Genomic DNA, 22,591 nt, shown 5'->3' on the forward strand with positions numbered 1-22,591 from the left:
TTATGTAGGGGGCGATGCCCACATAGCCCCGTTCAAGTATAATATAAATCAAAACGGGCGGATGTAGGCATCCGCCCCTACACAAAACATTTTCGGAACGACGAGGGCGGCGTTCCCTACATTTTCTACTTATTAATTATGACACATTTCAAAGAAAATTTCAAGTCCCAAGGACGCTTTTTTGCCGCAAAAAAAGCTGTACTTCCAATTATAGTAAAATTCAATAAAAAAATAATATCTGCCTATTGAATTTACTTACACTTTGTGGTATAATATATTTATATAGTTTCAGAAGGAGTTTCAATATGTCCGCAAAAGAAGAATTTATCACCATATATAAGCAAAACATCAAGCGCGAGGGCGCCGACAAGCTTTTAGAGTTCCTCGAAAAGAGCGACTTCTTCACAGCTCCAAGCAGTACCCGTTTCCACGGCTCATATGAGGGCGGTCTCGTTCAGCACAGCCTCAACGTCTATCACTGCCTCAAGGACTACCTCTCACGTCCCCGCACTAAAGAGCTATACGGCATGGACTACTCCGAGGAGACGATCGCTATCGTTGCTCTGCTCCATGATGTATGCAAGGTGAACTTCTACACTGTGGAAATGCGCAACAAGAAAAACGACGCAACGGGACAATGGGAGAAGGTCCCGTACTATGCTATAAACGACACTCTCCCCTACGGACACGGCGAAAAGTCCGTATACATACTCTCGGGCTACTTCTACGGCGAGAACAGGCTCACCCGTGAAGAAGCCTTTGCAATAAGGTATCATATGGGTTTTTCATATGGTGGAACGGAAGAAAGAAACTCCATCGGCAGGGCACTTGAAATGTACCCACTCGCTCTGGCACTGAACGTGGCCGATATGGAGGCGTCCTACTATATGGAAGGCTCAGAAAAATAAATAAATGTAAGGAGTTTTTTATTATGAACTGGTACGATAACGCCATTATCTATCACATCTACCCTCTTGGCTTCTGCGGTGCGCCGAAGTTCAACGACGGGAGCGAGGATGTGACCTACAGACTTGATAAGGTGCTGGACTGGATACCTCACCTGAAGGAAATGAATGTGGACGCTGTTTACTTCGGACCTGTTTTCGAGTCCGTTGAGCACGGCTATGATACCATAGACTATAAGAAAATAGACCGACGTCTTGGTGATAACAACTCTTTCCGCTTTATCTGCGACAGGCTCCACGAAAACGGTATCCGCGTCATTCTTGACGGCGTGTTCAACCACGTAGGCAGAAGATTCCCGCAGTTCATGGACGTTCAGGAAAAGGGACAGGGCTCTGAGTACTGCGGCTGGTTCCAGAATCTCAACTTCGGCGGACCAAGCCCCTACGGAGATCCGTTCTGGTATGAGGGCTGGAACGGTCACTACAACCTCGTTAAGCTCAATTTACGCAATGTAGGCGTCTGCGACCATATCATCGACGCCATAAACTACTGGATAGAGTCCTTCAACATCGACGGCATACGCTTTGACGCCGCAGACTGCATAGACTTCGACTTCTTCAAGAGGATAAGAAGCTTCTGCAAGGGCAAGAAGCCTGATTTCTGGCTCATGGGCGAGATAATCCACGGCGACTACAACCGCTGGGCTAACCCCGAGATGCTGGACAGCGTTACCAACTACGAATGCTACAAGGGACTGTGGTCATCACACAATGATAAAAACTACTTCGAGATAGATTACTCAATCAACAGACAGTCAGGCGCTAACGGCGGTATCTACCGCAACCTTGACCTTTACAACTTCGTGGACAACCATGACGTAAATCGTCTGGCAAGCACTCTCCACAACAACGCTCACCTGCCGCTGGTATACACTCTCATGTACACCATGCCCGGTATACCGTCTATCTACTACGGCAGTGAGTACGGCATCGAGGGACGCAAGGAGAACAACTCCGACGACGCTCTCCGCCCGTGTCTCCATTTACAGGATATGGAACGCGAAAATGTTTCCCTCTATCACCACATCGTAAAGCTCGGTCGGATATACCGCGCATACCCTGCCCTCAGAACAGGCAGCTATGAGCGCATTATGATAACCAATCAGCAGCTCCTCTTCAAGAAGATACAGGGCGAGCAGACTGTATACGTAGCGCTCAACCTCGGCGATTACGAGTTCGACCTCAATTTCCAGACTCACATGAACGGTCTTGTGGACGTATTTACGGCAACTCCTATACAGGTTGAGAACGGCAATGCATTTGTGCGCATGGCTCCGTATTCTGCAATGATAATCGTTGCGGACGATATCGTGAACAACGAACCCGAGGAAGCAGTCATTGTTGAGGACAAGGACACCGAGATAGTTGTAGGCGCTAAATACCGCCACTTCAAGGGCAACGAGTATGAGCTTCTTGCAGTTGCACGTCATACCGAGACCATGGAGGAGCTTGTGATATACAAGTCCCTCAAGGACGGCGAGGTGTGGGCCAGACCCAAGTCAATGTTCATCGGGAAAGCAGGAGAAGAAAGAAGATTCACTAAAATAGACTGAATATGATTCAAGCCCCGAAGCTAAGCTTCGGGGCTTTTTCGCTGCAATCAGAAATCTGATCTGTAGGGGCTGATGCCCACATCAGCCCGACAAATTTTTGTAAAACCAACGGGGCGATGTAGGCATCGCCCCCTGCACATTGTAATTATAACGGGCGAGCAAAACTCGCCCCTACAAGCAAAACGGGCTGCCAAAGGCAGCCCTGCTAATTACTAATCACTATTCACTAAAAACTCAATTCACATCCACTCGCGCTCGTGAATGTCCTTGAACTCAGCCCTTGCCATGAGAATTGCAACTGCTGCCGAAAGAAGATCGGCGATAGGACCTGCAAAGGTAACTCCGTCTATCTGGAAGAACATCGGCAGAACGACTAACAGCGGAATGAAGAAAAGTATCTGTCTTGTCAGCGACAGGAATACGCCCTTTACAGGCTTTCCTATGGACGTGAAGAACGTGGATACTATAGGCTGTAAGCAGTTCAGCCATGTAAAGAACAGGCATATTCTCAGGAACTTTGAACCGAACTCGTAATAGCCCTCGCTGGCATTATTATTTGCGAAGAATCCCAGTATCTGTCTCGGGAACAGCTGGAAGCATACAAAGGCTGCCAGCGAAATGGCCGCGCCTGTCTTGACAGCCATCCAGAACGCACTTTTAACGCGGTCATACTTCTGGGCACCGTAATTGAAGCTCTCTATAGGCTGAGTACCCTGCGCAAGTCCTATGACAATGGAGAACACTATCATATTGACCTTCATGACGATACTTGCAACCGCTATAGGATCTTCAGATCCGTACTTTGACATTCCTCCGTAGTATTTCAGCGAGTTGTTGAGAACTATCTGAACTACGGTGATAGCAAGCTGATTGAAGCAGGAAGCCATACCGATAGAGCAGATACGGCTTACCACCTTGAATGACGGTATAAGGTGTGAACCGAAAAGGAATACCGTCTTGAAGTTGAAGCAGTAGATAACTACGATAAGAGCAGATACCACCTGTGCGATGACTGTTGCAATAGCCGCGCCCTTCATTCCCCAGCCGAGACCGAGAACGAATATGGCGTCAAGGATAGTATTTACTACAGCTCCCGAAATATTGCATATCATAGTCACCTTTGGACTTCCGTCCGCACGGACGATATGTCCGCCGCCCGTACCGAGTATCAGGAACGGGAATCCCAATGCGGTATACCTTACGTATTCCTTTGCATAAGGCAGTATCGCAGGCGAAGCTCCGAAGCATTTCAGGAGCGGCGTCAGGAATATCAGCGTAACAGCCGAGATTATAACTCCGAGAATGACCAGCATGGAAAGCGCATTTCCCGCAAAATACGGAGCTTTCTTCTTATCGCCCATACCGAGGGTAAGATTGAAGCACGAAGCTCCGCCGATACCGAACAGCAGTGCGACTGCCATGCAGGCAGTTGAAAACGGGAACGCGATACCTGTTGCCGCATTTCCCAGAGGACCGATTGCATTGCCTATAAACAACTGGTCGACGATGTTGTAAAGTGCGCTTACCAGCATACCTATAATACTTGGTATAGCGAACTTCATCATAAGGGAGCCTACAGGAAGGAATCCGAGAGGATTGCCCATACCCTCTGGCGAACCTCCTGCACCCTGCGGCGGACCTCCGACTCCCTCGGACGGTGCTCCTGCTCCGCGGGGAGGTCCTCCGACACCCGGAGGAGGACCTCCTATGCCTTGCGGCGGTCCTCCTGCTTTTGAAGCCATTCCCCCATAAATTCTCTCATTCATATAACAACCTTCTTTTCTCTAAAACATCAAATACCTATTAATTATACAACATTTTCAGGCAAAAAATCAATAGAAAGACTGAACAGAAAAGCCAAATCCAAATCATTACTTTATGTTAAAGATGATGTAATTTAAACATATTGGATAACGATTTCTCCTTGACACTATTGCCAGTATGTGGTAAAATTAACTATGTGAGCCTTTTTCACGGCTCAAGAGGAGTTGTTTTAATGAAAATAATACTTGCATCTGCTTCGCCGAGACGGCGCGAGCTGATGAGATACATAACCGAGGATTTCGAGGCGGTCTCTACGGACTGCGACGAGACTCTCCCCGAGAAGATAGAGCCCACAGCGGCTTCGGAGTACCTTGCGGTGCTGAAGGCAAAGGCGGCTTCGGAGAAATACCCAGACTGCATTGTTATCGGCTGCGACACCACGGTCATCTGCGGCAGCGAAATTCTTGGCAAGCCCCGTGACAGAGCCCAGTGTATCGCGGATATATCAAAGCTCTCGGGACGCACACATCAGGTAGTGACAGGCTGCTGCATTATAAAAGCAGGCAAGGTCAGCTCCTTTTCCGAGGTGACAGACGTTACGTTCAGAAAGCTGACAGATACCGAAATAGAGGCTTATGCCGACACCGACGAGCCCTACGACAAGGCAGGGGGCTACGGCATACAGGGACTGGGCTCCGCCCTTATCTCCCACATCGACGGAGACTTCTTCAACGTGGTGGGACTGCCCGTGGGACGGCTCTTTAATAAAATTAAAGAAGTTGAGAGTTGAGAGTTATAATGCCGCCTTAGGCTGACTTATTAAAATAATATGAGCGAAGCGAACACCTTAACTCTCAACTCTAAACTCTTAACTTTCTGGACGCCGAGGACGGCGTCCCCTACAATCTTAGCTCTTAGTTCTTAGCTCTAAGTTCTAAATAATAATAAAGGAGTATTTACCATGAACTCAACCGCATTTCATTCTGCTGACATTCTTATCCCCAAGGGCTGCGATATGCACAAGTGGTCCGTTATCGCCTGCGACCAGTACACCAGCGAGCCCGAGTACTGGGACGAGGTAAGCACTACAGTCGGCAGCGCTCCCTCAACGCTGAACCTTATCCTCCCCGAGCTCTACCTCGAGCAGGACGGCGTTGCACAGCGCATTGACAATATCCACACTGCTATGGACAAGTACCTTGCTGACGGTATCTTCACCGAGTACAAGGACGCTATGGTATACGTTGAGCGCACTCAGAGCAACGGCATTCTCCGTCAGGGTATCGTGGGCGCTATTGACCTTGAAAAGTACGATTTCTCAAAGGGCAGCACATCAGAGGTAAGAGCTACCGAGGCTACCGTTATCGAGCGTATCCCTCCCCGTATCAAGGTAAGACAGGGCGCACCGCTGGAGCTTCCCCACATTATGATACTTATCGACGATCCCGACAATACAGTTATCGAGCCACTTGCAAAGACTGTTTCCGACGACAGCAAGCTCTATGATTTCGAGCTCATGCAGAACGGCGGCAGCATAAAGGGCTGGCTGGTTGACAAGTCCGCTCAGGAGGCTATCGACAAGGCTCTCTGCGCACTTGCCGATCCCGATACATTCTGCAAGAAATACGGCCTCAGCAATACTCCAGTTCTCCTCTATGCTATGGGCGACGGAAATCACTCCCTTGCTACAGCTAAGGAGTTCTACGAGCAGCTGAAAAAGGCTGCCCCCGATAAGGACTTCTCAAATCACCCTGCACGTTATGCACTGGCTGAGATAGTTAACCTCCACAGCGAAGCTCTCAAATTCGAGGCTATCCACCGCCTTGTATACGACGTGGACTGCGACAAGCTCATAAACGAGCTCACAGCCGCACTGGAGCTCTCCGAGACTAAGGTATCCGACCAGTACGTTATCTGCTCATGCAAGGGCACTGAGAAGAAACTCTACATAAACAAGAAGTCCTCAAATCTGTCCGTTGGTTCGCTCCAGAACTTCCTTGACAGCTATATCAAGGCAAACGGCGGCAAGATAGACTATATCCACGGCGCTGACACAGTAAAGTCACTGGCTGAAAAGCACAACGGTATCGCATTCATTCTCCCCGATATGGACAAGTCACAGCTCTTCCCCACCGTTATCAAGGACGGCGCTCTCCCCAGAAAGACATTCTCCATGGGACACGCCGAGGACAAGAGATTCTACATCGAGGCACGTAAAATTACAAAGTAATCAGTAAGGGCGGATTCATATCCGCCCTTTTTAATTCGGAATACGTAATGTATTGTAGGGGGCGACGCCCACATCGCCCCCTATGAATTCTCAAAAATTACACGGGCTGATGTGGGCATCAGCCCCTACAATCTAAATCCTGAAACTTTTGTGCAAAAACTATTGCTTTTTTGTCATTTGTGTGTTATAATGTAGTTTGGATATGCATTATCGACGCACAGTCCGAGCTGTGTATCGATATATTGGGGGGCAAACATAATTTAATGGACAGAAAACCAATACGACATGATTTTTTCAGGTACATATTGGCGAATGTCATCAGCTCTTTAGGTGTATCGGTATATATTCTTATCGATACTTTTTTTATTTCAAGGGGAATGGGTTCCGAAGGACTTACCGCTCTTAATCTGTCTCTGCCCGTCTTTAATTTCATCAACGGCTTCGGCCTTATGCTTGGAATCGGCGGCGGCAGCAAGTTCTCAATGCTTTACTGCCGAACGGAGAGAAAAGAGACAGACGCTATCTACACCAGCGCATTTGCCGCTATACTGGCAATCGGGCTGCTGTTTGAGATACTGGGTATCTTCTTCTCAAAACAGGTGACGCACCTCCTCGGTGCGGACGCAAGTATCTTCCATATGTCGCAAAGCTACATAAAAACTATACTGCTGTTCTCACCTGCTTTCCTTATGAATAACCTCATGGCTTGCTTCATGCGCAACGACAGCGCTCCGCGGCTCGCCATGCTTGGTATGCTGAGCGGCAGTCTCGTCAATGTCATACTTGACTACGTTTTTATTTTCAGATTCGATATGGGAATGAGGGGAGCTGCTCTTGCTACCTGTATTTCGCCATTCATCAGCATGGGAGTAATGAGCATACACTTCATTACGGGCTGGAACGCATTTAGTCTGCGGCTCATGGTCCCGTCGCTGAGCACCATAAAGGAGATAGTCTCGCTGGGACTTCACTCCTTCTTCTCCGAGGTCTCAGGCGGTATCGTGATAATGATATTCAACTTCGTTATCTACCGCATATCGGGCAATACAGGCATAGCCGCCTATGGTGTAATCGCTAATATCGCCATAATTTTCACGGCTATATACGCAGGTATCGCCAGCGGTATACAGCCGCTGATGTGCCGCTATCACGGGCGCAGCGACACCTCCGCTATAAGATATGTACTGCGGCTTGCACTGAGAACAGCGGTGATATTCTCTGTTTTTGCATATACTGCCGTATTCTTTGGCACATCGTATATAGTGGGAGTATTCAACAGCAGCGGCAGCTCAATGCTGAAAAGCATAGCAGAAACAGGACTCCGAGAGTACTTCCTGTTCATGCCGTTCATGGGCGCAAATACCATACTTTCGGTCTATTTCACATCTAAGGAAATGCCGAAGCAGGCACAGCTCATATCGCTTATGCGCGGAACTATCCTCATAATACCTCTTGCTTTCATAGCCTATGTGCTCAGAAGCATGTCGGGAGTATGGCTGACTGTTCCCATTGCCGAGATAATAACCACCTTAGTAGGCATGAGCATACTTTTGATACACAACAGAAAAACATGGACAGAGTCACTGACTCCCATACCTACAAGATAAAAAGCAGTATCTTAACCATAACACTTATATAGAAGTTTATAGTTATTTATCGGGGGAAACCTTTCTGAGGAAAGGTTCTCCCCCGAACCCCTTTCCAAAGACTTTTAGCTGATTTTTTCTATAAAAGAGCCCCTCTGTAGTTTTTACAAAGGGGCAAGTTTATTTTTGGGGCTCTTTTATAGAAAAAATGAAATAATGGTCTTGAAACAGATACGAGAAAAGCCCTTCTCAAAAGGGCTCTCTCAATAATAATTATAAAACCACTGTATAAGCACTATGGTTAAGATACTGCTTTTTATAATATCTGCTCGGGCTGTCCCATAGGAGGCATGATGAATGCCTTTGCGTCCTCCAGGTGGAATGTCTTCATTTTATAGCCTGTTTTCTCGTTGTATATCTCCCTGAGAACAGGACTTGTCTCGAACATTGCGTCCTCATACTTCTTATCGGTATCGAAGACTATCTTTCCTGTGTAGCGAAGCCATACTCCGTCGGGCTTGCAGGCTACTATCTCGGTGAGAGGATTTGCCAGCATCTGTTTGTAGACTGCCTTGAAGTCTCCCACAGCGAAATGTACCACGCCGTCTACCTCAACGTGTGCTCCGAAAGGTCTCAGCTTTGGCTGTGCTCCGTCGTTTGTGGCAACATAGAAAATGCCTGCTTCTGTTAAAAAATCGTTTAATCTGCTCATATTGGATCGACCTCCTTTTAAAATTTATTCTGAGCCGTTTATATCATTCCTCGAACAGCGGCGTTGAGAAATATCTCTCCGCAGTATCGGGAAGAATGGTCACTACAGTTTTGCCCTCGCCCAGCTTTTCAGCCAGCTTGAGAGCCGCGGCAACATTAGTACCGCTTGATATACCGCACATTATACCCTCCTTGGAAGCTAAATCCTTTGCGGTCTGGATAGCCTCCTCATCGGTTACGATGTAGATATCATCGTAGATTTTCTGATTGAGGATATCGGGGATTATGCCGTCGCCTATTCCCATTTGCAGGTGAGTTCCGATGTTTCCGCCTGCAAGGATAGCGGCATTTTCGGGCTCTACAGCCCATATCACCATATCGGGATACTGAGCCTTTAAAGCTTCCCCTATGCCTGTGATAGTTCCGCCTGTGCCGATACCCGAGCAGAAGCCGTCTATCTTGACTGCTGTCTCTTCAAGTATCTCCAGCGCTGTGTGGTACTTGTGAGCACCGATATTGTTCACATTTGCGAACTGCTGAGGTACGAACACGTTCTCGTCCTCCTCAGCCATTTTCAGAGCCGTATCGAGACAGGTCTGAATACACTTGCCTATATCGCCGTCATCGTGGATAAGTATGACCTCTGCACCGTAATGGTTCACCAGCTTGCGGCGCTCCTCGCTTACGGAGTCAGGCATGATGATTATAGTTTTGTAGCCTTTTACAGCTCCCACAAGAGCAAGACCGATACCCTGATTGCCGCTGGTAGGCTCCACGATTATAGTCCCCTCGTGTATTTTGCCCTCCTTTTCGGCATGGCGTATCATGTTGTAGGCTGTACGTGTTTTGATAGAACCGCCCACGTTGAGTCCCTCGAACTTAACGTAAACGTCTGCGTTTCCATTTTTGTTCATTCGGTTAAGCTTTATCATGGGAGTATGTCCCATAGCCTCCAGAATGTTGTTGTATACCATTAATAAACTACCCCTTAGTTTTTTCAGTTCCGATTGATTAGTGCTTAGTTATCATAACTAAGAACCAAGAACTAAGAACTGAGAAATATTATGTTTGAAAATACTGTCTTTATGCCGTGTAGGGGCGACGTCCCGCCGCCCGTTAAAAATCAACATTTAATACGGGGCGATGTGGGCATCGCCCCCTACAGATATCATTCTTCCGCAGAAGCGAACTGGCTTTCGTGACGGGTGAAGAAGTCCGTTCTCGGAGGCAGGAACTTCAGCTTGTGGTCGTTTCCTGTGAAGAATGTCAGCGGCTCCAGAATAGTATCCCATGACCAGATACGCTCGTCGACTTCAAGATACTCGCGGAGCTTCTCTGTACCGAACGGAGCCATCGGGTGAAGCAGTACGCCTGTTATCCTTATCATGTAGAACAGGTTTGCAAGAGCCTGCCTGAGAGCTTCCTTGTCGGGATATTCGCCTGTGAGAGCCTTTGCCATGTACTTGCTGCCGTTGCGGATATAGCTGTCAAGCACATATGTGCACTGGTGGAATGCGAACTTTGACATATGTCTCTCATATTCGAGAACTGCCTTCTTTGCGTCCTCAACGAACTTCTCCTCGGGAGCGTTGTTTGGCATAACGCCGTCAAGCTCCTTCTGTGCGGTATAGAAAGCTGTTCTTATCATGCGGTTGAAAACATTGGACAGGAGCAGACCGTCCTTAACAACGGGATCTGCGTCCTCGGGCTTAGCGTCTGGATTATATGGCTTGGGCATAAAGCTTACGGAGCGCTGTCCCAGACCAAGTCCCAGCCAGTGCATACGGAGCTGCTCTGGTGTGTAATGGTTCAGCAGGTCGTCAGCCATTGGCGGCTTTACTGCGCCTGAGCTTGAAGCCTTCTTGTCGAGGAATAAAATGTGGTGGTTAGCCACGATAACAGGGAGCTGCAGCTCTCCGTCGGCAGGTGAAGCAGTCTTTGTTTCGCTCTCCTGCTGTGCCATCCACATTGCAGGCTCGGCGATTCCGTAGAAGTAGATATTGTCCTGACCGATGAACTGATAAACGGTAGAATCCTTGCTGCACCAGTAGTCCTTCCACTCGGCTGTATCATGACCGATAGACTCCAGATATGTCTCAGTGAAAGAGATAGGAGCCCACAGCGACTCAGGCCATACCCATACGGTAAGTCCTTCAACGCCGTCCATAACAGGTGCAGGAACGCCCCACTCGATGTTACCTGTGAGACGGAAAGGCACAAGCGTCTTTCCTGTTCTGTAGCGGATACCGTTCTCGGTAAGAACACGGCAGGCTTCGTCACAGTCGGAAAGCTTGTCGAACTCGATAGTAAAGGAGGGCTTCTTTGGCTCTTCGAGGTAGTTATGCTCAGGCATAGAAGCCTTTATGCTCATGTACTTTTCCTCGAACTCACGCTTTATGTAGATGACGGGCTTTTTAAGGAACTCGTCGATAGTTTTCCATACAACAGGACGGATATCTTTGCGCTTTTTCAGCTCCTCAACCCAGTCCTTCATTAGCTGCTCGTAATCGCGGAGCTTGAAATACCAGTTGGTAACGGGCTTCATAGTAGGAGTCTCGCCTGTGAGGGTGCTGACAGGATTGATGAGGTTCTCAGGCATATACTGATGTCCCATGTCACACTCGTCTGCGTAGCCTTTTTCGGAAGTACAGCCGTCTACAGGGCACTTTCCGATTACCTGTCTGCCGTTGAGGAAGCATCCTGCCTTCTCGTCAAAGAACTGCATTGTAGTTATCTGGCTCAGCTGTCCCTTTTTGTGGAGTGAGCTGATGAAACGGTCTGTTACGGAAGCGTGTATCTCCTTGGAGCGTCCGAGACCTGAAGCCGCAAAAAGGTTGGGAGAAATACCGTAAGCGTCAAGAGTCTCTTTCTGCTTGTCGTGGTTTTTCTGTACAAAGTCCTCAAGTGAGCCCTCAAACTCGCCGTTCTTGACCTTTACACGCCAGCCCTCTGCGATAGGAGAGCCATAGCAGTCCGTACCGCCTACAAATATAACATTGTCCTTGCCTATACGGTCACGCATGAAGCGTGCAAATGTGTCGGCGAAAACGAACATTCCGCCTACATGACCAAAATGGAGCTCCTTGTTGCCGTATGGCATACCGCCTGTAACAATACATCTTTTCGGGAACACAGGACGGGGTATCTCAAAATTCTTTTTTTCTTTATTGTCTGACATTTTATTTTCCTCTTTTCATATTGACATGAAAAAATGTATCTGATATAATAATTTTGAAAGCAGAAATGCTATCAGAGATGAGGGAACCTCCGCTATACTGCGCAGAGGCACTCCCTCATCTTTTTTTGTAGGGGAGCCCGCCCTCGGGCTCCCGTCAAAATTAATATGTGCTCCATGCGGGAGGGCGAGGGCGCCCTCCCCTACACATGGATTTGATATATTTGCATTGTAACCTGCGGACGACCAATGGTCGTCCCTACAGTGTGTCATGTATAATTTTTGTGTAATTGACAGGGCGATGTGGGCATCGCACTCTACAGATCATCATTTATAATTCGTGAGTTATTGGCAGGCGAACACTGTTCGCCCCTACAAAACTAACGGCTTTTCAGGCAAAAGCCTGAAGGCGCTTGCGTGTTATCTCCTCACCGAGAACGTGGCTTACTTCCCAGATATCAGGAGCGTTTGCGTGTCCTGTGAGAGCTATTCTCAGCATATTTGTGATGTGGACTATACTTCCCTTGAACTGCTCGGGATTCTTCTTGTAGTCCTTTGGCTTTACTGCAAATCCCATTTCCTCGGTGATAGCCTTTACCTTGTCGAACCATGCCGCACTGTCATCGCTGTGGTCGTAGGACGCAAGGTACTTTCCGAAGAATTCCTTTACTGTAGCCTCGTCGCACTCCTCGGGCATAGCGTCTGTGACCTTGAATGTCTCGTCATAGTAGAAGCTCATAAAGTCGCAAGCCTGCTTCCATGTTTCAATGTCACGTCTTGGCTTTGCACCGCCTCTGCCAACGTTAAGAGCGGCAAGAGTTCTCTCTGGATACTTGTTTATAAGGTCAGCGAAGTCCTTGTCGTACTCATTGCACCATTCAAGCCAGCCGTCATAGACCTGCTGTGCAGGCATACGGCAGATAACGTTCTTGGAAATATCACGGAGCTTGTCAAGGTCAACGAGAGCGCCCGAAACGGACATCTTCTCCAGTGTATACGGGAAATCATGGTAATCAGCTTCGGGATTGGCGATTCGCCATTCCTCATAGTTGGAGTTGAGCAGAGTAAGGAGGAACTCCCAGATAGCGTCCCTGCTGATGCCCTCCTGCTGATAGTAGGACAGAGCCAGCTCGGGGTCCTTACGCTTGGAGAGCTTACGTTTGCCCTTTGTCTCCTCGTCAATCTTCATAAGTGTAGCTGTGTGGCAGTAGATAGGCTGCTTCCAGCCGAGAGTATTGAAGAGCTCAACGTGCATGGGAAGTGATGATATCCACTCCTCGCCGCGGATAACGTGTGTTGAGCGCATGAAGTGGTCATCGATAACGTGTGCAAAGTGGTATGTGGGGATACCGTCGCTCTTGAGGAGCACGAAATCCATATTGTTTCTCGGCATTTCAAGCTTTCCGCGGATAGCGTCCTCAACGGCGATAGTCTCGCCTGTCTCCTGACCTCTGAAACGGAGCACCCACTCCTTGCCTGCCTCGATATTAGCCTTTATCTCGTCGAGAGTAAGGTCGCGGCACTTTGCATACTTACCGTAAACTCCGGGATTCTCCTTGTTTGCAGTCTGCTGCTCACGGACAGCCTCTATCTCCTCGGCAGTCATGAAGCAGGGATAAGCAAGTCCCTGTTCTGTAAGGAGCTTTGCAAATACGTGATAGATGTCCTTACGCTGTCTCTGACGGTAGGGACCGTATTTGCCGTTGTCGCCCTCGGCTGTAGCTCCCTCGTCGAAGTGTACGCCGAAGTAGTCCATAGCGTTGATGACAGTCTCAACAGCGCCCTCCACCTCGCGCTTGTTATCGGTATCCTCTATTCTAAGATAGAAAACGCCCTGTGACTGGTGAGCGATACGCTCGCCGATTATAGCGTTGTAGAGGTTGCCCAGATGTACGAAGCCTGTGGGACTTGGTCCTATACGGGTAACGTTAGCTCCTGCTGGGAGCTGTCTCTCGGGGAAACGAGCCTCGATGTCCTCGGGAGTCGCCGTAACATCGGGAAAAAGGTAGTCTGCAAGTGCTTTATAGTCCATAGTATCAATCCTTTGTAAATATTACGTCCGCCTGCTGACAGACACATTTAATTTATTATATCATATTTTCTTCATAAAGTCAAATGCGGATAAGCCTTTATCTATTAGTCGTTAGTGATTAGTGCATAGTGCAAAGATCAACAGATAAAAAGCTCCCCTCATAACCATGATACTCATATAGAAGTTTTATAATTATTATTGAGAGAACCCCTTTTGAAAAAGGGGCTTCTCTCAAACTCTCTCCCTAAAACTTTCGTTTTGTTTTTTCTCAGATAGGGCGCTCCTGCATTTTGCAGGACTTTTTTATTTTATGAAGCGCCCTATCTGAGAAAAAACCAGATAAAAGTCTTTGGAAAGGGGTATGGGGGAAACCTTTCCTCAGAAAGGTTTCCCCCATAATTAACTATAAGCTTCTATACAAGTGTTGCGGTTATGAGGGGAGCTTTTTATTAATAATACTGCTTCATTCTGTTAGCTTCTTCCTTTGACATAAGGTCGCAGTGAATACGTCCCTTTCCGTCATTGAGCGGGATATATCCTCTGCCGTTAGCTAAATGGCCCCAAACGATACCGTCTCTGCCAACAGGCTCAATACGGTCTATATCAACTGTTCTCATAAACCAGTAATTGCCCGTTGACTTGGAATCCATGCTTGGCTTCTCTCTGCAATCAACACCCTTTCTCTCCATGACAAATGCAGTTTTTTTACCGTTCAGGAATTTGCTGCGGAATACATATTCATCACTTGTACATCTATCAACATAACGTCCGTTTACCCAGCCTTCTCCGTAAGGAGTCTTTACCTTGTACCAGTAGTTTCTTCCTGTTCTGGTCTCATCGGTCACATACATGGGAGTAAAAGCCCAGAGTCTGGCTATATTTGTTCCGTTTGGTCTGTCTCTTAATGATGTTCCAGTTACAGTTGCAGTAGCGTAGAATGGTGAGAATGCAGCCTCTGCCTCAATTGAATTGACCAGAGAGAGCTTGCTTCCTGTGGTGTTGAGAGCTGACGGTACTGCTACGCAGGCTGAAAGTGAAACAGCAGCGAGTGCAGCACAAACAGTTCTTTTGATGATGTTGTTCTTCATTTGTTTTTTCGTCCTTTACATAAAATTTAAGGTCAAAGATATAACCTTATGTGTTATATGATACACCTAAATCTGGTATTTGTCAATACTTATAGTAATAAATAGCAATAAATGTACTATCAGCACAGTTATTGCAATAAGGCAGCAAAAAGCTCCCCTCATGTGAGGGGAGCTTGAAATTCTTTAATTACACACGGCAACAACAAGCCTTACAGTACTGATGATATACAGGAATGTATACATTCTTTGTATGTGATTCTCTAACTTTTGTTCTTTTTCCATTTTTTGTTACCCACTTGTATGTGTAATATGTCTCGGTCGTCCAATAACCAGCATCATCTACCCATTCAGTATACTGACCATGATTATGCGGTACGTTGCGAGGTACAGTTGGTGAACCTAATGCACTTGCTGTTGTTGCTGCTGTTCCACAAGCTAAAAGGGTTGCTGAAGCTAAGAGTGCTGAAACTTTTTTGAGTACGTTTTTCATTTGTTTTTACATCCTTTACAATAATATTTAAAGTTGGCCAACTTTATGAGCTATATTATACAACTAAATATAACTTTTGTCAATATTTGCGGTATTAAACAGCAATAAATGCACAAAAAGTACAATTATTGCTCTTAGCTCTAATTTCTGAGCTCTAAAAACCGCACAAGCATATTCCATGTGGGACAGTCCACGGTTCCGCTGTCGGGAAGTCCCGAGCGCTGCTGAAAGGCGCGTACCGCCGACGCCGTTGCTTCGTCAAACTCGCCGCATACGCTGACCTTTGGCATATTGTCGTACCACGCCGCAGCCTTCCACAGCATAGCCTGTATGATGTAGACCACCTCGCCGCTGTCCCCCATGCAGGCAGTGAAGCTCCGCGAGGGAAAAACGTGATACGCCGCAGGAGCGCCGTCAAGATAGTCCCTGTGGATAGCCGCTATCCTGTTCCATGTGGCTGAGTCCGTATCACCTGTGACGGGCAGTCCGTAGGTGCGCTGAAAGGCTTCAACAGCGGCACGGGTGTCGGCATCGTATACTCCGTCGGGGAGTATCTGTGGTATGTTCTTGTCGAACATGGATATTGCGTAAAGGTAGCTCTGGAGCTCGCGGATATGCTCCTTTTTCTGCTGTTCTGTGTATGGCAATTATATCACTCCGTTCTTATCAATGCTTAATTATCGGGCACACGTATTATTTTGCAGCCCCACGGGAAAATACAGGCATCTTTCCCTACAAATTTCTTCGGATATTGTTATATCATCGTCAGCCTCGGGACGCCGAGGACGCCGTCCCCTACATATTGTCATTTGCGTTTCATTAGCAAAGCACGAACGTCAAACAGGCGCCCTACAAGCTAACGGCTAAGGGCTAACGGCTCGGGACGTCGAGGACGCCGTCCCCTACTACTCACTACTTTCTACTTACTACTCACTAATGGGCGGATAATATCCGCCCCTACACTATGCACTAATCACTAACAACTAATCACTTAATAGTATATCCGGGGTTCTGGTAGGGGCGCTTGTCGAAGCCGTATCGCAGGTCTGAATAAACTCCTGCTATCCTGTCCCATGTGACCGCGCCCACAATTCCCGAAGGATCAATGCCGAACTGCCGCTGGAACGCCGTCACGGACTGCCGCGTTAGAGGTCCGAAATAACCCGTATCGCTGACCGCAGGGATATTGGGATAGCTCCTGTTGATGTAGGTGAGATACTGCTGGATTATCTTCACGGACTCGCCGCTTGCTCCCTCGCGGAGAACAGTGTTGGGATAGAGAGCCACGTAGGTATACTGAGGCGGAACGCTCTCCACTATGCCCTGATATGCACGAAAAATGTCGTTTCTTGTGGCTCTGTCCACAACTCCCGTCTGGGGCAGTCCGAATACCCTCTGGAAGGATTTCACGGAGCGCTCTGTCTGCTCCCCGAAATAGCCTGTTATCTCAACAGGCATGACGGCTTCGTAATAAGCGCCGATGACCGCAAGATAATACTGGAGCATACTGACCTCGATAGACTGCATACCGATACTGAGTTCTTCTCTGAACTGCGGCGATATCTCCTCAAAGCGGACGCCCTCGGAATCCAGCTCCGCAAGCCGCTTGACGCTGGTGAATATGTAGGTTATCTTGTACCACGTCGCCGCATTAACAACGCCTGTGACCTCAAGTCCGAACACCTGCTGGAACTTCCGCACTGCCGCCTCCGTAGCCGTATCGAACACGCCGTCTGCGGCAGGTATCTTGGGTATTGCAGGGAAATTCCGCGATATACGGTTCAGCCAAACCTGCACGTACTTGACGTCGTTGCCGAAAGAGCCGTTTTTCAGCTCTATCCCGGGATAGGACTGCATTGCCGAGCGCACGGGAGCATTCTGCACTATCTCGATATCGTCGCCGTAGTAGTATTTCAGTATCTCCAGCGAATTGTAGCCCCGCTCCGCAAGATACTGGGAGCCCCACTGGGACAGTCCGTCGCAGGTCGTGGTAGTGCCGTTGCAGAACGCCGTGAACAGCGGCTCTACCCTGCCCTTTCGCCTGACATAGTCGTTGAAAAGCTCATCGACAAGGTAGCTGATGTTCTCGAAGTATTCACGTCCGTTGATGAACTTCTGGTCAAACTGAGTAGTGGACGTGATATCGAAATCATATCCCCGTGAGCGGTACCACTCCGTATAAATGCGATTGAGAGCAAAGGACACTATGGCGTAGATATTGGCGCGGAGAGCGCTGACGTTCCATGTGGGGTATATCTCGCTTGAAGCCACATTCTTGACATAAGAGGCGAAGTCCACCACCACGTCTGGAGCGTTTGAATCGGGAAAGCCAAGATGTACGGTTATAGTTTCGGGTATAAAAGGAGTCCCTGTAAGCATGGCTCACTCCTTTCCGCCGCCGAAGCTTGGCTCCGCGTTGTAGTAGGTGACGGTCTCGTCATCGCCGTTCATCATCAGCGGCACGGGTATGAGATTGAAGTTCTGCACCGAGGTTATCCCCGAAAATACAGGTACATCAACGCTTCTTGCACGGAAGAACCCCTCCTTTGAAACGCTGACGTCGAAGAGGTTATACGGTCTTTCCTCGGGATTCGGAGCCTGAGAATGCACAAGGTCAGGCACGGGAAGCTCGAATTTCGGGGAAACTCCGCTCTCGTCCGTCACTCCCGAAGCCAGTATGAGCCTTTTCCCGTCAACAACGGCTGTAACGGCAACTACAGCCCCCTCAATTGCCGAGGAGTCGTCACCTGTCCGCACATTCACCAGTATATAGCCTTTCTCACTGCCGAGAAGCTCCGCTGAATCGTACTCGGGAGGAGCGCTGTCCTCAGTTGAAGCCGTTCCGAAGTCCGTATCCAGCTCCGACAGGTCGGGCTCGGGATAGCGGCTGTTGTAGTCCTCGGGAGAGCCGTTTGAGTCCTCGTCGGTATGCTCTGCATAGACCGTGTCATCTGGAGCATTCTCGTCAACGTCCTCTATTTCCTGCGGCTGTGGAGCTTTTTCCTGCTCGTCGGGAGCGCTTCTGCTGTAGAGCTTCATCATCTCCTGTTTATATTTTTCCGTATCGAAATTTCCGTTTTTCATAATATCATCTCCTGATACAGTCTATGCGACAATATCAGCAGTTATTACTATTTACAACTCCCCATATTAAATGTTATAGTATAGAACTAAGAGCTAAGAACTTAGAACTAAGATTGCAGGTAACACTATCACCTGCATAATATAAATCAGTTTCTTTCTTAGTTCTTAGATCTGAGTTCTTAGTTCTTATAAATTATAAATATCAAAATCGGTAGTTTTTCGCTGCGAATGTTGCTCTTTTCATGATTATATGTTATAATATAGAACTAAGAGCTAAGAACTTAGAACTAAGATTGCAGGTAACACTATCACCTGCATTATCAAAAACAGTTTCTTTCTTAGTTCTTAGATCTGAATTCTTAGTTCTTATAAATCAAGGAGAAATATATGAAGAAGAAAACCACTCCCACACCTGTGAAAAAGCCCCTGCCGAAGATACTGAAAAACAAATGGTACCTGTATATGACCGAGTTCTTTGCAGGTATGTCCGTTATGGCGGTAGAACTGGGCGCAAGCAGGCTCCTCGCCCCCTATTTCAGCTCATCGCAGATAGTCTGGACTATCATTATCGGAACTATCATGATAGCAATGGCTCTGGGAAACATCTACGGCGGAAAAAGCGCCGACAAGAACCCCGATCCCGATAAGCTCTACGGGCGCATACTCATAGCCTCGGTTTGGATAGCCGCCGTGCCTTTCATCGGCAAGCTCGCTATCGCAGGCATAGCAGGACTTCTGGTCATCACCGTCAACACGAACTTCCTCATATGGGCGGCATTCATCACCTGCATGACCGTCTTTGTTTATCCCCTGTTTCTCCTTGGAACTGTCACACCGTCACTGGTGAAATACACCGTGGACTCCCTTGACGACAGCGGCAGCACCGTGGGTACTCTCGGAGCATTCAACACTATCGGCTCTATCATAGGCACATTCGTCCCCACATTTATATCTATACCTGCGGTTGGAACAGCTGTGACATTCCTTATCTTCGCAGGCATAATGCTCCTTATCGGACTTGTCTACTTCATCAGCAGCAAAACAGGCGCAGTAAAGACCGCTGTTGCTTCTGTGCTTTTCGTAGTATGCTGTTTTGCTTCGCCGTCCATGGGCTTTGCATTCTGGGAAAAGGGTCTCACCTATGAGGGCGAGTCCGTCTACAACTATTTGCAGGTCAGTGAGGACGACTCAAACGTTTACCTCTCCACCAACGTTCTCTTCGGAGTCCAGTCCGTTTACGTAAAATCAGGAGAGCTTTCGGGTATGTACTACGACTACGCAATGGCGGCTCCCCTAATGACGAAAAAGCCCGATTATGCGGATATTCTTATCCTCGGAATGGGCACAGGCACCTACGCCAAGCAGTGCACTGCATACTTCAGTAATGTAACTGCCGAGGGCGTAGAGATAGACGACAGGATAACTGACCTTGCCCATGAATATTTCGAGCTCCCCGAGAATATAAAGGTCACCACCTACGACGGCAGAGCCTTTCTTGCCGCCTGCGACAAAAAATACGACGTCATCATGGTTGACGCCTATCAGGACATCACTATCCCCTTTCAGATGTCCTCGGTCGAGTTCTTCACCCTTGTGAAAGACCGCCTCACCGACAACGGCGTCATGGTAGTAAATATGAATATGCGCTCCGACAGCGCCGACGGTATCAACAATCGCCTTGCGGACACAATAGCCTCGGTATTTTCGGAAGTCCACACTGTTGACGTTGAAAACTGCACCAACCGCGAGCTTTTTGCCTCAAATAATGCAGATATGCTTGCACTTCTCCGCAGAAACACAGAAAAGCTCACAAACGAGCCCCTCAAAGCCATGATGAACACGGTTCAGGCGGAGCTTGTTCCCTATACATCGGGAGGAAAGATACTCACCGACGACAAGGCGCCCGTAGAGCTCCTCGGTATGCGCGTTATCGACGATATAATACAGGAGGAGCTTGTATACTACAAGAAGCAGTTTAAAGAAAAGGGCATACAGGGACTGCTGGAATAAACAGCCATAAGCCGTTCCCTGCAATAAGTCAGCCGACATATCATCTATCTGCCCCTGCAAGCTTGACAATAAACGCAGATTGGGGTATAATAGAGAAAATCGACTTCGGCTGTGCCGTGAAAGGATAAATTATGAATGCAAGTAAAATTGTAGGCTTCGCCATAGCCCTGATCGCAGCGATACTTATCGCTATGGCAGGCAAATCCTGCGCAAAGGATATAGCTGACAAGAACAATCAGCGCCACCAGCAGAATACAACTCAGGCTCCGACCTATCATCTGATAACCGATCCGCCTGTACAGAATGATCCTGCTAATACGCCGCATCTCATTGAGGAAACTACCCAGCGTGAATACGCCACCGTAACAAATATGCTGGGCGAGGTAGTTGAGACTATCCCTGTAACTACTCCCGAGGAGGCAGATATCCCTACTACTACCCTGTCTATGCTTGATGAATACAATCAGCAGCACGGCGAGCTGACCACATCAATATACGAAGCTCCATATGAAGAGATACCATATGTATCTCTGGACAACGAGGGCTTTACAATACCAATGAACTGATAAAATATCGGAAAGTATCTTCTCCGCCCTGTGCGGATTGAATAAAAAGGAGAAATAATTATGGTAATCATCGAAATGGAAAACGGCAAAAAGATCAAGATAGAGCTTTATCCCGATATCGCTCCTATCTCATGCGAGAACTTTGAAAAGCTTGTAAAGCAGGGCTTTTATGACGGACTCACATTCCACAGAGTTATCCCCGGCTTTATGATACAGGGCGGCTGCCCTAACGGCACAGGCACAGGCGGTCCCGGCTGGCACATCAAGGGCGAGTTCGCAGCCAACGGCGTAAAGAACGACCTCAAGCACACAAGAGGAGTGCTTTCAATGGCTCGTTCAATGATGCCCGATTCAGCAGGCTCACAGTTCTTCATCATGCACGAGGACGCTCCTCACCTTGACGGCAACTACGCTGCATTCGGAAAGGTAGTAGAGGGCATGGACGTTGTTGACGAGATAGCAGAGTGCGCTACAGACTACAACGACAAGCCAACAACTCCGCAGGTAATGAAGAAGGTTACTATTGAATAAGCAATAAATCGTAGGGAACGCCGTCCTCGGCGTTCCTTGCAGGGCGGATATTATCCGCTTTTTTATTTTCAGCGGCGAAACATCGCCCGTATACTACTCATTAATTACTATCCACTGAAAAAGGCTTCACCTGAAAGGTGAAGCCTTTTTGTCATGCAGAAAGCATTATACACACTAAAAAGAAACATGATAAGCCAATATGCAGCTTGCATTTTGAGACCGCTTCTTTCAGCGAGAGCTGATCCTTGAACATTCTCATGAGTATTCCCACAATAGCAGGCATAAGCATCGCAACAAGTCCAAGTCCGCCAAAGATCTCGGACCTATATGTCGCAAAGAACAGTATGAACGCGATTATCTCCAGTATAAGAAGCTCCAGAGCCAGATACGCCGCACCGTTTTTATGCTTTAAGCCCTCTTTGCTGCCGCCCTCAAATGAGAGTATCGCCGCAGCCTTGTCCTGCGCTTCTGCCAGACTGTCCTTGGGAGTCTCGGAATCCTCGCCGTTTATTATGCTTTTCAGCCGCGGATCAGGAGAAGCGATCGTCTCGTCCGGCTTATTCCCGGGAGCTTTCTCAGCAGGCTCGGGGATAATTTCGGGAACTGCCTGCTCCACAGGCTTTATATCTGTCCCTTTCTCCTGCTTTGGAAGCTCTATTTTATCCCTTAATTTCGGATCAAGTGAAGCCAGTACTGCATTCAGGTCTTTTTTATCGTTCTGCATATTTATCATTCCTATCAGTGTTATGATCAAATAACATTATTGCCATGCAGGGGCGAGCAGAACTCGCCCCTACGATCGGATC

Annotated in this window: 19 protein-coding genes; 8 read left to right on the forward strand and 11 right to left on the reverse strand. The window is 48.0% G+C overall.

Annotation, left to right across the window (positions count from 1 at the left end):
- The first annotated feature begins 305 nt into the window (after positions 1-305).
- Both T497_RS0104120 and T497_RS0104125 read left to right on the forward strand, forming a co-directional pair.
- Entirely contained in the window at positions 306-908 is a 603-nt protein-coding gene (locus T497_RS0104120; protein ID WP_028514522.1) for an HD domain-containing protein, read from the forward strand.
- 23 nt (positions 909-931) lie between these two features.
- Positions 932-2,518, forward strand: a complete 1,587-nt coding sequence (locus T497_RS0104125; RefSeq protein ID WP_037324400.1) for a DUF1653 domain-containing protein — start codon at positions 932-934, stop codon at positions 2,516-2,518.
- Between the two features lie 239 nt (positions 2,519-2,757).
- On the opposite strand, the gene T497_RS0104130 is transcribed toward T497_RS0104125, so the two are convergent.
- Positions 2,758-4,284, reverse strand: a complete 1,527-nt coding sequence (locus tag T497_RS0104130; protein ID WP_080693287.1) for an MATE family efflux transporter — start codon at positions 4,282-4,284, stop codon at positions 2,758-2,760.
- Between the two features lie 230 nt (positions 4,285-4,514).
- Between T497_RS0104130 and T497_RS0104135 the strand changes: the two genes are divergently transcribed.
- From T497_RS0104135 to T497_RS0104145, 3 genes are all read left to right on the forward strand, one after another.
- The gene (locus T497_RS0104135; protein WP_028514525.1) at positions 4,515-5,072 is read left to right on the forward strand and encodes a Maf family protein; all 558 of its coding nucleotides are present in this window, start codon (positions 4,515-4,517) and stop codon (positions 5,070-5,072) included.
- A gap of 171 nt (positions 5,073-5,243) precedes the next feature.
- The gene (locus tag T497_RS0104140) at positions 5,244-6,512 is read left to right on the forward strand and encodes a DUF1015 domain-containing protein (protein ID WP_028514526.1); all 1,269 of its coding nucleotides are present in this window, start codon (positions 5,244-5,246) and stop codon (positions 6,510-6,512) included.
- A 263-nt stretch (positions 6,513-6,775) separates the two neighbouring features.
- Positions 6,776-8,119, forward strand: a complete 1,344-nt coding sequence (locus tag T497_RS0104145; RefSeq protein WP_028514527.1) for an MATE family efflux transporter — start codon at positions 6,776-6,778, stop codon at positions 8,117-8,119.
- A gap of 295 nt (positions 8,120-8,414) precedes the next feature.
- Here the strand turns inward: T497_RS0104145 and T497_RS0104150 are convergent, their stop codons facing one another.
- The 9 genes from T497_RS0104150 to T497_RS15775 form a co-directional block, all read right to left on the reverse strand.
- Positions 8,415-8,810 carry a pyridoxamine 5'-phosphate oxidase family protein gene (locus T497_RS0104150; RefSeq protein WP_028514528.1) on the reverse strand — a complete coding sequence of 132 codons (396 nt, stop codon included), beginning with the start codon at positions 8,808-8,810 and terminating at the stop codon, positions 8,415-8,417.
- Positions 8,811-8,853: 43 nt separating this feature from the next.
- The gene (gene cysK / locus T497_RS0104155; RefSeq protein WP_028514529.1) at positions 8,854-9,783 is read right to left on the reverse strand and encodes a cysteine synthase A; all 930 of its coding nucleotides are present in this window, start codon (positions 9,781-9,783) and stop codon (positions 8,854-8,856) included.
- Positions 9,784-9,977: 194 nt separating this feature from the next.
- On the reverse strand, positions 9,978-11,987 hold the full coding sequence (locus T497_RS0104160; RefSeq protein ID WP_028514530.1) for a class I tRNA ligase family protein: 2,010 nt from the start codon (positions 11,985-11,987) through the stop codon (positions 9,978-9,980).
- Positions 11,988-12,375: 388 nt separating this feature from the next.
- A complete protein-coding gene (locus tag T497_RS0104165; protein WP_028514531.1) occupies positions 12,376-14,016 on the reverse strand; it encodes a glutamate--tRNA ligase in 1,641 nt (546 codons plus the stop codon).
- A 449-nt stretch (positions 14,017-14,465) separates the two neighbouring features.
- Positions 14,466-15,104 carry an SH3 domain-containing protein gene (locus T497_RS0104170; RefSeq protein WP_028514532.1) on the reverse strand — a complete coding sequence of 213 codons (639 nt, stop codon included), beginning with the start codon at positions 15,102-15,104 and terminating at the stop codon, positions 14,466-14,468.
- Between the two features lie 187 nt (positions 15,105-15,291).
- Positions 15,292-15,594: a hypothetical protein gene (locus T497_RS18215; RefSeq protein ID WP_155266841.1), complete on the reverse strand. Its 303-nt coding sequence runs from the start codon at positions 15,592-15,594 to the stop codon at positions 15,292-15,294.
- A gap of 140 nt (positions 15,595-15,734) precedes the next feature.
- On the reverse strand, positions 15,735-16,241 hold the full coding sequence (locus tag T497_RS0104175) for a peptidoglycan-binding domain-containing protein (protein WP_028514533.1): 507 nt from the start codon (positions 16,239-16,241) through the stop codon (positions 15,735-15,737).
- Positions 16,242-16,581: 340 nt separating this feature from the next.
- On the reverse strand, positions 16,582-17,973 hold the full coding sequence (locus T497_RS0104180; RefSeq protein ID WP_028514534.1) for a peptidoglycan-binding domain-containing protein: 1,392 nt from the start codon (positions 17,971-17,973) through the stop codon (positions 16,582-16,584).
- Between the two features lie 3 nt (positions 17,974-17,976).
- The gene (locus T497_RS15775; protein ID WP_051530515.1) at positions 17,977-18,678 is read right to left on the reverse strand and encodes a hypothetical protein; all 702 of its coding nucleotides are present in this window, start codon (positions 18,676-18,678) and stop codon (positions 17,977-17,979) included.
- Between the two features lie 387 nt (positions 18,679-19,065).
- Between T497_RS15775 and T497_RS0104190 the strand changes: the two genes are divergently transcribed.
- The 3 genes from T497_RS0104190 to T497_RS0104200 all read left to right on the forward strand — a co-directional run bounded on the left by T497_RS0104190 (position 19,066) and on the right by T497_RS0104200 (position 21,785).
- Positions 19,066-20,688, forward strand: coding sequence for a spermidine synthase (locus T497_RS0104190; RefSeq protein ID WP_051530516.1), 1,623 nt, complete (start codon positions 19,066-19,068; stop codon positions 20,686-20,688).
- 131 nt (positions 20,689-20,819) lie between these two features.
- On the forward strand, positions 20,820-21,254 hold the full coding sequence (locus T497_RS0104195) for a hypothetical protein (protein WP_028514536.1): 435 nt from the start codon (positions 20,820-20,822) through the stop codon (positions 21,252-21,254).
- Positions 21,255-21,314: 60 nt separating this feature from the next.
- A complete protein-coding gene (locus tag T497_RS0104200) occupies positions 21,315-21,785 on the forward strand; it encodes a peptidylprolyl isomerase (RefSeq protein WP_028514537.1) in 471 nt (156 codons plus the stop codon).
- A 151-nt stretch (positions 21,786-21,936) separates the two neighbouring features.
- On the opposite strand, the gene T497_RS0104205 is transcribed toward T497_RS0104200, so the two are convergent.
- Positions 21,937-22,509 (reverse strand): hypothetical protein, encoded by a 573-nt coding sequence (locus tag T497_RS0104205; protein WP_028514538.1) that lies wholly within the window; start codon positions 22,507-22,509, stop codon positions 21,937-21,939.
- Positions 22,510-22,591: the final 82 nt, after the last annotated feature.

Source organism: Ruminococcus flavefaciens MA2007 (assembly GCF_000621845.1).
GTDB lineage: Bacteria > Bacillota > Clostridia > Oscillospirales > Ruminococcaceae > Ruminococcus > Ruminococcus flavefaciens_E.